9 protein-coding genes, 2 tRNA genes and 1 pseudogene are annotated in these 11917 nt (G+C 39.8%); 4 read left to right on the top strand and 8 right to left on the bottom strand.

Translation table 11 applies throughout. The features are described from left to right. Positions 1-334: 334 nt before the first annotated feature. Positions 335-408: transfer RNA gene (locus BVU_RS04255), tRNA-Asn, on the bottom strand. A gap of 25 nt (positions 409-433) precedes the next feature. Continuing rightward, positions 434-507 (bottom strand) — tRNA-Asn (locus BVU_RS04250). Positions 508-587: 80 nt separating this feature from the next. On the opposite strand from BVU_RS04250, the gene BVU_RS04245 reads away from it, so the two are divergent. Together BVU_RS04245 and BVU_RS04240 are read left to right on the top strand one after the other, a co-directional pair. Beyond that, the gene (locus BVU_RS04245; RefSeq protein ID WP_011964908.1) at positions 588-1574 is read left to right on the top strand and encodes an adenosine kinase; all 987 of its coding nucleotides are present in this window, start codon (positions 588-590) and stop codon (positions 1572-1574) included. Between the two features lie 43 nt (positions 1575-1617). Continuing rightward, the gene (locus BVU_RS04240) at positions 1618-3312 is read left to right on the top strand and encodes a S41 family peptidase (RefSeq protein ID WP_011964907.1); all 1695 of its coding nucleotides are present in this window, start codon (positions 1618-1620) and stop codon (positions 3310-3312) included. A gap of 65 nt (positions 3313-3377) precedes the next feature. Here BVU_RS04240 and BVU_RS04235 read toward each other — a convergent pair whose 3' ends face one another. Then, the gene (locus tag BVU_RS04235) at positions 3378-5675 is read right to left on the bottom strand and encodes an outer membrane beta-barrel family protein (protein WP_005850621.1); all 2298 of its coding nucleotides are present in this window, start codon (positions 5673-5675) and stop codon (positions 3378-3380) included. A gap of 121 nt (positions 5676-5796) precedes the next feature. On the opposite strand from BVU_RS04235, the gene BVU_RS04230 reads away from it, so the two are divergent. Further along, on the top strand, positions 5797-7182 hold the full coding sequence (locus BVU_RS04230; protein ID WP_005844590.1) for a sensor histidine kinase: 1386 nt from the start codon (positions 5797-5799) through the stop codon (positions 7180-7182). A gap of 24 nt (positions 7183-7206) precedes the next feature. Continuing rightward, positions 7207-7908: a response regulator transcription factor gene (locus tag BVU_RS04225; protein ID WP_005844593.1), complete on the top strand. Its 702-nt coding sequence runs from the start codon at positions 7207-7209 to the stop codon at positions 7906-7908. Between the two features lie 50 nt (positions 7909-7958). Here the strand turns inward: BVU_RS04225 and BVU_RS22995 are convergent, their stop codons facing one another. From BVU_RS22995 to BVU_RS04205, 5 genes and pseudogenes are all read right to left on the bottom strand, one after another. After that, on the bottom strand, positions 7959-8495 hold the full coding sequence (locus BVU_RS22995) for a GNAT family N-acetyltransferase (protein WP_008781407.1): 537 nt from the start codon (positions 8493-8495) through the stop codon (positions 7959-7961). A gap of 51 nt (positions 8496-8546) precedes the next feature. After that, positions 8547-8915, bottom strand: a pseudogene (locus BVU_RS22990) (GNAT family N-acetyltransferase); the annotation flags it as partial. 113 nt (positions 8916-9028) lie between these two features. After that, on the bottom strand, positions 9029-9520 hold the full coding sequence (locus tag BVU_RS04215) for a porin family protein (protein WP_005850625.1): 492 nt from the start codon (positions 9518-9520) through the stop codon (positions 9029-9031). Between the two features lie 45 nt (positions 9521-9565). Next, a complete protein-coding gene (locus BVU_RS04210) occupies positions 9566-10090 on the bottom strand; it encodes a gamma carbonic anhydrase family protein (protein WP_005844814.1) in 525 nt (174 codons plus the stop codon). Between the two features lie 9 nt (positions 10091-10099). Next, a complete protein-coding gene (locus BVU_RS04205; protein ID WP_005850627.1) occupies positions 10100-11881 on the bottom strand; it encodes an aminopeptidase P family protein in 1782 nt (593 codons plus the stop codon). Between the last annotated feature and the right edge of the window lie 36 nt (positions 11882-11917).

Genomic DNA, 11917 nt, shown 5'->3' with positions numbered 1-11917 from the left:
TTCCATATAGTTAAGCCTTTTTTTACAGTCATCTGCTACAGTCTCCGCCAGTGGACTGTAAGGTCTGCTTGGGTGGACTATACAGTCTGCTGCAATGGGCTCTACGGTCCATTGGCGGAGTCTGTAGTAAGTAGCCGTAAGAAGTAGTCAAGCAGGCCTGCAGGAAGGAACAAGCTCAATATCTCCAGTGGAGTCACGGGGGTGGGAAGCTTCTGTCTTATGCGCCAAAGATAAGGTTTTTAACTAATTTCCCTAAGTTTTCAAACTGAGCCGCCCTGATCCTTTTATGATATGTATGATAACAAAAAAGGCTCGCTATCTGCGAACCTTTGTGCTCTTCGTCTTGGACTTGAACCAAGGACCCTCTGATTAACAGTCAGATGCTCTAACCGACTGAGCTAACGAAGAAAATTTGCATTTGACTTTAAAAGAGCTCTTCGTCTTGGACTTGAACCAAGGACCCTCTGATTAACAGTCAGATGCTCTAACCGACTGAGCTAACGAAGAAGGTTTTTCTCTCAAATGCGGTGCAAAGATAATAGGTTTTTCCGAAATATGCAATATCTTTGCAGAAAAATTTTAGATAAATGGATAAAATAATTGGAATGGGCAATGCATTGGTTGACGTTCTTGTTACTTTGCAAGATGATTCGCTACTAGATGAGATGAGTTTGCCCAAAGGAAGCATGCAACTTATAAATGAAGATAAGTTTTTGAAAATCAGTGGTAAATTCTCTGGTATGAAAACGCATAAAGCTACAGGGGGAAGTGCGGGAAATACAGTTTTGGCGTTAGCTAACCTAGGGGCATACCCGGGATTTATCGGAAAGATAGGAAACGATGATTTTGGGCAATATTTTAAAAAAAACGGTTTGAAGCAGGGAATTGACATGAAATTGCTCGCCGGTGATTTGCCTACAGGAGTGGCTTCTACTTTCATTTCACCGGATGGGGAACGTACTTTTGGAACTTATCTGGGAGCTGCTGCTACTATGAAAGCCGAAAATCTGACGTTGGATATGTTTAAGGGGTATGCATATCTATATATAGAAGGATACTTGGTACAGGATCATGAATTGATTCTTCGTGCTATGCAATTAGGAAAAGAGGCTGGATTGCAAATCTGCTTGGATATGGCCAGTTATAATATTGTGGAAGGGGACTTGGAATTCTTCGATATTTTGATAACTAAATACGTGGATATTGTTTTTGCTAATGAGGAAGAGGCAAAGGCTTATACAGGCAAGGATGCATGGGGGGCTATCAATGAAATTGCTTCTAAATGCAGTGTTGTAATAGTAAAACTAGGTGCCCAAGGTTCATGTATAAAGAAAGGTACGGAATGCATCAAACTAGAGGTACCTCCGGTAAAAAAAGTCGTGGATACCACTGGCGCGGGAGATTATTATGCAGCAGGTTTTCTGTATGGACTGACTTGTGGTTATTCTTTGGAGAAGTGTTCCATTATAGGTTCTATTTTAGCATCCAATGTGATACAAGTGGTGGGTACAACCTTATCAAAGAAAAAATGGGACGAAATAAAGTTAAATATAGAGGCCCTTCTACAGGCTTGAATAGAATAATGTATTAATTTGCGGTTCACAAATACATAAAGTGATGAAGTGGAATAGTAAGAAAATATTGTTAATGATTTGCGTGGGCCTGACAGGTAGCGCTTTGTTTAGTTTTAATAAAGGTGATGACCGTAATTTCCAGATAGCAAAAAACTTGGATATCTTCAATGCGATATTCAAGGAATTGGATATGTTTTATGTTGATACTATTGATCCTGAGAAAGTGATAAAATATGGTATTGATGCTATGTTGGCGCAGACCGACCCTTACACGGAGTATTATCCTGAAGAAGATAATACACTAAAGGAAATGACTAGCGGAAAGTTTGGCGGTATCGGATCGGTAATACGTTATTATACTCCCCGAAAGCGTGTGGCTATTATTGAACCTTCCGAAGGAAGCCCTGCTGCCGAAATAGGACTGAAAGCCGGTGATATCATCATGGAGATCAATGGAAAAGATATGGCCCAGGGAGATAGAATTCCCAATGATCTGACCTCGTATGTCAGTGATAATTTGCGTGGTGAGCCGGGAACAACTTGTGTGTTGAAAGTTGAGAGACCTACTTCTGATAGTACTTATGTGCCAATGGAATTTAAAATAACCCGTTCTACCATCCGTACGAACCCTGTACCTTATTATGGAATCGTAGGCAATAATGTGGGATATATTGTTATCAGTACTTTTGCTATAGAGAACTGTTCAAAAGATATAAAGAAGGCATTGATAGAATTGAAACAGCAAGGTGCTAAATCTATTGTTCTCGATTTGCGTGGCAATGGTGGCGGTTTGTTGGGGGAAGCAGTGAATGTAGTGAATTTCTTTGTGCCGAAAGGGAAAGAGATTGTGGTAACAAAAGGTAAGATTAAACAAGCTGGTACCACTTATAAAACAATGAATGAACCGGTAGATACAGAGATTCCGCTGGCTGTGCTAGTGGACGGTTCTACAGCTTCGGCATCCGAGATTGTTTCAGGTTCCTTGCAGGACCTTGATCGGGCTATTGTGGTAGGAAGCCGTACGTATGGTAAAGGGTTGGTACAGGTACCTCGTGAATTGCCTTATAACAGTAGCATGAAAGTGACTACTGCAAAGTATTATATTCCCAGCGGACGATGCATTCAAGCCATTGATTACGCTAAACGTAATGCTGACGGGGCGGTGGCTCGTACTCCGGACAGCCTGACCAATGTATTCCATACAGCAGCCGGACGTGAAGTGCGTGATGGTGGCGGTATTCGTCCGGATGTGGAGGTGAAAGTTGAAAATTTCCCAAACATTATGTTTTATCTGCTTAATGATGATATGATTTTTGATTATGCTACCCAATATTGTATCAAGCATTCTCAGGTAGGGGAAGTGAAAGACTTTACAATAACAGATGCTGACTATGTTGATTTTAAGAAGATGTTACATAAGCGTAAGTTTACTTATGACCGTCAAAGTGAGAAGATGCTGAAGAACTTGAAAGAAATAGCGGAGTTTGAAGGATATATGGATGGGGCAAAAGAGGAGTTTGCCGCTTTGGAAACGAAATTGACGCATAATTTGGATCATGAGCTGGACAGGTTCTCGAAAGAGATAAAAGATGCTATTGCTCAGGAGATTTTGAAACGTTATTATTTCCAACGTGGCGCGATATTGCAACGCTTGAAAGATGATCCTGATTTGAAAAAAGCTATTGAGACATTGAACAATCAGTCTGAATATAGTAAGATACTTTCTGTTATGAAATAATCGAATGAGGGGCGGATGTACGAATCTGCCCCTCATTATTGTATCATGATACCATTGATGATGCTTTATTTGAACCGGGAAGTATCTATTGGTTTATGCTGTTTTTCTTTATACCCTCCGAACTTGTAGGTAAAGGATAAAGTTATGTTGCGTGAATAGTTGTTGGTGTGCATGTCCATGTATTGTCCTTTATTACGTAGTGTCACATCTATGTTGCCTTCCATCGAATTGAACAGATCATTGGCCTTCACTTGGATACTTGCTTTTTGGTTAGCAAAGTTCCAACGTATTCCGGTATGGATGGCCCAGATATGATTTAAATCATAACTTCCCTGGATAGATGGGCTCAAATAAAGTCCGGTCAGTTCCATGCGAATATCCGGTTTGGTAGAAAGTATTATATTATTTTGTAACATGGCGAGTCCGATCCACTTGCTGTGGTTGAAAGAAAGATCGAAGAATTTGTTACATTTTGCTTGACGGTATTCAGCTTGCAGTGTGACGTGACTGTCCAACCAATGTCCGATTTTGAAGGGAATGATAGTCGTGGCTGAGAAACTTTGCTGATAATCCCAGTTTAAGGTTTTGTAAATCAAAGCCAGGCGTTCTGTGCTTTGATAGGCTAGTTGCTGAAATAAATCGGGTTGATAATCATAAGCCAGGCTGAAGATATACTTGTTCTTTAAAATATAATTCAGATTTGCGGAATAATCGGTGGATGGCTTTAACATTGGATTGCCTTGTACTTCTTCATAACCACTTATATAGCCGGTACTTTCGCTCAGATCCCAGTAGCTGGGATAGGTCTTATCTGATGTGAATGAAAGTTGTAGAATATGTGCTGGGGTCATTACGTATGTTAATTCAGTTGTAGGATAAGCCGCCCATGCATGATAACGGGCCGTTTTGTAATATTCTCCGGTTATGGACGCGCTGAAAGACAAATGTTCTCCCATGTTTTTGCTGAATCCGACGTAGAAGTCATATGTATATTCATTATAACGATTGTTTGTATTGAGTTCGCTCATGTCTGTTCCGTTTTGGGTATGATAGAACTGAGTATTATGGTCACTGGCATAAGTTAAAGAGGTGCCATAGTTTAAGGTCCACTCTCGTGGTAGTGTGTGTGACTGGTCTACGTATATTTTCCAGCGGTCTATTGTTTGTCCGCTAGTCGTGTGAAATTCGCTTGTTTGGTTCTTGTTGTCTTTGTTGGTGAATTGCTGATGACTTTCGGAATGGTAGGAGGTATAGTTTATTCCAGCTTTCATACCGAAGCCAGAGAGATAATCTAAAGCGATATTGTGCATTCGAGCCTCCTTTTTTGTCCGGTTGTCTGCGGTTGTGATGTTCCCGTCGGAATATGAATGATTATCGTTGTTAGGGTTGAAGACACCAGTATAGGCTAGATTGATATGAGCATTATCATTGAATTTATATTCAGCGCCTGTTCGTACATAATGTGTTATTCCTTTCCTGTCAATATCATTGTGTTGACAGATATCATATATATTATTTTTTAAGGTGTGATGTGAGTACGTATCTGTTGTTTGTCTGTTTTGTTCATAATGGGTATTATATAGCAAGTCTATATTCCATTTAGGAGTGGTGTAAAGCAGGCTGATTCCTCCTTGTGTGCCACTTCTGTAATTGTATAGATATCCGGCGTTAACTTCTCCTTGCAACCCACTTTCTTCAGGACGGTAACCTTTCAAAAGTAAGTTGATGGCAGCACCTCTTACATGATATTGCGGCGGTGTGCTATACATAATTTCTGCCTTTTCTACACGTGAAGCCGGAGTGTTTTTTAATAAAATGGTCAACTGTTCGTGATTCATTGTTGTGGGCCTTCCGTTTAAAATAATGCTCAGATTGTGTGTGCCTGCTAATGAAAGGTTGCCGTTTATTTCCTGTACACCGGGTAATTGCTGAAGGATTTCATAGGCATTGCTCACGATCTTATGTGTGGTGAGCTGTGACAGATCATAGGATAATTTTCCTCCTTCCACTTTTACAAGAGGGCGTTCCCCTTTGACGATAACTTCGTCCAAAGCATAATCTTTACTTTTCAGGGTAATCGTGCCTGCGTCTTCTCCTGTAGTTGTCAATAAGAGGGTTTCGTACATGATGTGTTGGAAAATCAGCCGATAAGATGCTGGTTGCCGGTTGAACCTGAAGTAACCGGTGGTATCTGTGATTACGGCGTCCACAAAAGTAGAATCAATGGTTTGTAGGATGACGGTTGCACCGTCAATGGCTTGTGCATGGATGTTTGTAACCTTTCCGGTAATGGTTTGTGCAGTGGTTGTTCCTATAACCCAAAATAAAAATAGCGATGTGATGATAAAATTTTGCTTTTTCATATCTATTTGTTTTTAATATTTTCTTTAACTTTGACGAAACAAAAGTAGGGAGACTTTTTTCCTTACGTGGTTAATGGCAGGTTAACACAATGTTAACAAAGTATGGATAGGATATAAGTGTATGACAATCAAACATATTCGTTGGGTAGCTTGTATCGGACTGTTGGCAATCATCTGTTTGCAGTACGTTTGGCTTGTAAATACCTATAAGCTAACTAAGGAAAGTATACAGTTCAGAAGCAATGAAGTATTTAGAGATGCAACGATGCGTGAGGTGTTTTATCGCATGGAAGTATATCAAGATTCTTTGCAAAAGAAGTATAAGGACAAAGATACTTCCATTATGGTTAGAATAAATCTGGATGAAGATTATGATTTTTTTGAGGATGGCAGAGGTGATAAAAATGTGAACCAATGGTTGATGTCCAATATGCAGGTTTCCATGCAAGAAATTGTCAAGAGGGATTATAAATTGTCTGTTTCTTTGTCAAGTTTAGATTCTATTTATCGGACAGGCCTTGCTGCCGAAGGATTGGATGCAGAAGTAATAACTTGTGTGACAGATTCGCTGGGGAATATTCTTAGAAGTTCCCGTTCCATACAGGTAGGGGATTATGGCTTGTTGAAAACCGGATTACAACCTATCAATTATAAATGTACGGAGAATCTTCAGGCTTTTATTGTTAATCCTTATTGGGTTATTTTCCAGCAGATGACCTTGCTCCTCATTGCTACTGTCTTGATGATGGCAATGATCGTCTATTGTCTTGTTTATCAGATTCGTATTATTGCTCATCAGAATAAAATAGCTAGGATGCGTGAGGATTTCTCATACGCCATGATTCATGAGATGAAGACTCCTCTTGCCTGTATTTTGATGGGGACCCGAATGTTGAAATCAGGAAAGTTGGATATTTTTCCGGATAAACGCGAGAAGCATTTTCAGATATTGGAGGACGAGAGTGAACATTTATTGTCACTGACTAACAAAGTGCTGACGCTGTCAAAATTGGAAAATGCTCAATTGAGGCTTTGGAAAAAGGAGATACAACTCCGTCCGATGTTAGAGGATCTTATTGAGAAATATACTGCTAAGGCAGATAAACCAGTACATTTCTCTCTTCATTTGGAATCGGAATGGGTATATGCTGATGAAGAATTCTTGAAAGAAGCTATCGGTAATTTGGTAGATAATTCTATAAAATATTCAGGTGAAGAGGTGGACATACAGATTTCATCCTTGCGTCAGGACTATAACTTTTATTTGATAAAGGTAAGAGATAACGGCATAGGTATTCCGTTGAAGGACCAGAGTCGTATTTTCGAGAAGTACGAGCGTGCTTCGGCTGCCGACCGCAGCCGTAAAGGCGGTGCGTCAGGCTTCGGATTGGGTTTGAATTATGTTTTCCGCGTGGCTGAAGCGCATGGTGGAAAAGTGTGTGTAGAAAGCATTGAAGGGGAGTATAGTGAATTTTTTCTTTTTTTGCCGAGTGGGGAGAAGAAATAAATATTTTTTAAGGAGGAAGATGATATGATAAAACTGTTGTTGGTGGAAGATGATGCCAATCTTTGTTATATTATTCGTGGTGGATTGGAGGATATGATAGGTGGATACGAGGTGATGACCGCTTCTAATGGCGAAGAAGGGTTGAAGATATGGAAGGAGCAACATCTTGATATCATTATTTCAGACATTGAGATGCCTGTTATGGATGGTTATGAAATGGTACGTCGTATTCGGGAAACGGATGGATTTATTCCCATTGTTTTTACCTCGGGCAGGGTTTCGCCTAAAGATGTGGTGAAAGGTTATGAATTGGGGGTGAATAATTATATTAAGAAACCTTTTTTGGCGGAAGAACTGGATGCGCATATTGGTGCTTTGTTGAAAATGAAGCGGGGAATGGGAGCCGCTAATGAAAGTGAGATTTATCGGATTGGTGAAAATTATACATTTGATGCTGTTCATGCAGTATTAAAGCATTCGTCGTGTGTACAAAAGACAATGACGGAACGCGAAGCGAAATTGCTTCAGATGCTTTGTAAAAAGAAAAATGAACTAGTGAGGCGGGATATTATTCTTTCAAGACTATGGGATACGGAGGATGATTTTTTTGCATCACGTAGTCTCGATGTTTTTGTTACTCGACTTAGAAAATTGTTTGCTGATGATGAACGGATACAGATAAAGACTGTGAAAGGAGTGGGTTTATGTCTTTCGGACAAAGGATGAATATGTGTAATATAACATTTATTGTAAGTTCTTTTGGCATTTTCCGGATACTAAACGTTTTTAAGCAACTCGAAAAGATGTGCATTGGTGAAATGACCGTTCTTGAAAATGGATTTTGTCATTATTCCGACTTTGTTGAAGCCGGCCTTTTCTAATACTCGCATGGAAGGAAGGTTGTGTTCAAAGACAAGTGCGAATATACGTATTGTATTCGTATAAGTGAAGTAATGGTAGATGGCTTCTTGTAATGCGTCGGTTACAATACCTTGGTTCCAATATTTTTCTCCGATAACGTACCCTACTTCGGCATTGAAGCATTCCACATCTGTGCCTGGTGTAAATCCGATATTGCCTACGGCTTTTCCATTAACTTCAATACAAAAATCATGAATGCCTTCTTTTTTCTGGATGAGGTCAATAAAGGTTTCCGCATGCTCTAGCCTGTAAGGGTGGGGGAATACGTTGCGGCAATTGTCCCAAATCTTTTTGTTATTCAGTTCTTGAACTAATGAATGAGCGTCTTCTGTTTGCCAAGTACGTAGTGTGTACTTGTTCTTTTGTACAAATACAGCATGATAGCGTCTCATGGGGGTACTGCAGAGCCCATGGTAATTTTGTTTTTCTCCTACGACAGCAAATCCCAGACTCCGGTAGAAAGGAATAGCATAAGTAGAAGAATTAACCGTTGTTTCAATGGAAGGATGGAGGGTGGAGGCGTAGTGGAAAAGTTTTTTTCCTAATCCGTGCCTGTGATATTCTGGCTTGATAAAAAATAGGGAGATATGTTTGCCATTACTTTTTATACCTAAAATGCCTGTTAGAGCTTCATTGTCAAAACTACCATAAAATATGATTTCGTTTATACATTTTTTGTTATAAATAAAGCTTTTGAAAAATTCCAATCCCTCATTGTTGAAATCTTCTTTGCCGGTGATGGTGAAAACTTGCCAAGATAGTTCGATGGCTTTTGGGTATTCATCTTTTGTGAGTTGTCGTATGTTATTCATGGTATGCCATATTGTAGATTAGTGTAAAAATAGGTAGAGCAGGTATGTTTTTAGTAAGGTGAAGAAGGATAAAGGTGCATTTAAAAACAACTTTATCCTTCTTTGGCTATTAACTAGAAATTATAGGCTACGCCAAGATTGAATACGGCTTGGTCTAGGTCGCTGATTAATTGGTATTTAATATCAAAGTTTAAACTCCAGCTTTTGTCTAAGTCAAACTCCATACCTGCCCCTAAATTAACTCCAAATTTTCCATCACTTCCACTGACATCGTAATCGCCTGCTTTCCCTAAATCCAAATGCCAGTTAGTGTATGTAAATCCTGCTAATGGATATAGACTAATATTGCTTGCTATGGGAAAAAGGTAGTGGATATTTGCGTTGATGTCAAACATGCTAAGTCCATCATTTTTAAAGAAGTAATTCATAGACGGCTCTATTCTGATTTGATCAGTAATATTATATTGATATTTCAGACCAATACCAACGCTCTCTATTTCAGTTCCATAACTTAGATTTCCACCAATAGCTTGTTTCCCTTGTTGTGCAAAAACAGAACCACAACCTAAAAGTGCCATGCATGCGGCAATAATAATTTTTTTCATAATCACTCATTTTAAATGAATACTAACTTTTCTTTATATGTAGAATTATTTTTCTTCCTCCTTAAACCAGGAAGCATACATTAAATATCCATTGGCTATTTTCTGATTGAGTTCTTTGCTTTGTGCCTCGGGAATCTTTTTGATAAATTTGGCTGGAACTCCTGCCCATAGGCTTCCAGGTTCGATGACGGTGTTACTGAGTACCAGCGCTCCGGCAGCTACAATAGCTCCTTCACCTACGACCGCATGGTCTAGTATGGTAGAGCCCATTCCAATTAGAGCGCCGTCTTTTATAGTCGCACCATGTATGGTTACATTATGTCCTACAGAAACATCATTCCCGATTTCGACAACTGATTTTTGATATAATGTATGTACTACACTGCCGTCCTGGATATTTACGCGGTTACCTATGCGGATAGCATTAACATCGCCGCGTAATACGGCGTTAAACCAAATGCTGCAATCTTTTCCAATTACAACATCGCCAATAATAGTGGCATTATCGGCTAAATAACAGTTCTCGCCGATTTTTGGAGTGAATCCTCTCACTGATTTTATAAGTGCCATAATTAATTTCTACCGTTTTAAAGGAGATGTTACTTCTTTTAACCACTCGCGTTCCTCGTTGTTCAATTCCGGATTCAAACAATTGTAAACTTTTTCATGATATTGGTTGAACCATGTTATTTCTTCATCGCTCAGCATATCTGTCAGGATGGCTTCTTTGTCAATAGGGCAGAGGGTAAGTGGCTCGAATTTATAGTAAGTGCCGAATTCTGTTTCTTGTGACGGAACAATTAACATGGTATTTTCCGTACGTACTCCATGGCGTCCGGTTTTATATATACCGGGCTCGTTGGTTACTGTCATGCCTGGAACAAGTAAGGCCGGCATGTGGTTCATGCGGAATTGGTGAGGACCTTCGTGTACATTCAGAAAACAACCTACACCGTGGCCTGTTCCATGCAGGTAATTGATTCCGGCTTTCCACATAGGGAGGCGAGCCAGCGCATCTAGTTGTGTTCCGCAAGTTCCATGTGGAAATTGAGCCATTGAGAGTTGGATAAATCCTTTTAAGACTAATGTGTAATCTGTTTTTTCTTCTTTCGTGAGTGCTCCTAAAACGATAGTACGAGTAATATCAGTTGTTCCGTCCAAATATTGTGCTCCACTGTCCAGCAGCAGCATGCCTTCAGGTTTTAAGGGAATATCGGTTTCGGGGGTTGCTTCATAGTGAACAATAGCGCCATGAGCTTTATATCCGGCAATGGTGTCAAAACTGATACCATTGAAGTGGGGTTGTCCGGCGCGGAATTCGTATAATTTCTTATCTATACTTATTTCGGTTTCATTTCCAGTAGAAACAGCAGCTTTCAGCCAGCGGAGAAATTTAACCATGGCTACTCCGTCGCGTTTCATTGCGCGATGGAAGCCTTCTATTTCTGTCTCATTCTTTATCGCTTTTAAAAAAAGTACAGGCGAAGGAGCTATTTTTATTAAGGAATGGGCGCAGGCTGCTGCATGGACAGCGGCATTGATATTAGCTGACAACAGGAGTTTGCCGGTAAAATCTTTTAAATCTTTTTCAATTGTTGAATAAGGCCTTACTTTAATTTCGTTTTCTGTTAGATAGTCTTTTACTTCATCTGACAGTTTATTCTCTATTATATATAAGGTAGAACTATATTCCGTGATGAGAAGGTAACTTACAAATACCGGATTGCAGTGTACGTCACTTCCCCGTAAGTTTAGGGTCCATGCCACTTCATCCAGTGCGGAAATTAAAATGCCTGTGCAACTGTTACGACGGATTGCTTCTCGTATTTGAGTGATTTTATCCTTGCAACTGAGACCGGCATATTTCAATTCATGTATAAACACTTTGTTATCGGGCAATGCAGGCCGATCTGTCCATAATTCATTGAATGGATCGGGAGCAAGGGTTAAGTGTATCTGTTTTTTTTCTAATTCTTTCTGTAAGTTGCTTGTTTCTTGATAGCTGTTCACCCAACCGTCTATACCCACATTGTCTTCTGCATTCAATACACAGCCCAACCACTCTACAATGGAAGGAGTTTCCGGTAATCGTTCCTTGAATAAAGTAATACCTGTGTTTTCTAATTGTTCGGCCGCTTGAAGAAAATAGCGTGAATCTGTCCAAAGTCCGGCTTTATCCAGTGTTACGACAACCGTACCTGCCGAACCTGTGAAACCTGATATCCATTTACGTGCTTCCCAATGTTTGGGGATATACTCTCCCGAATGGGGATCCGTACTGGGAATAATAAAGGCTGAAAGCTTGTGTTTACGCATGAAATTGCGCAGACTAGCTATTCTATTTATAATTTCCGATTTCATTTTAATAGGTTTATAATGGTTTGTACTAGAAAGCAA

It is taken from the genome of Phocaeicola vulgatus ATCC 8482, from assembly GCF_000012825.1.
GTDB lineage: Bacteria > Bacteroidota > Bacteroidia > Bacteroidales > Bacteroidaceae > Phocaeicola > Phocaeicola vulgatus.
Note: the sequence above shows the minus strand (reverse complement) of the source record. Positions and strands in the feature narration are given on the sequence as shown.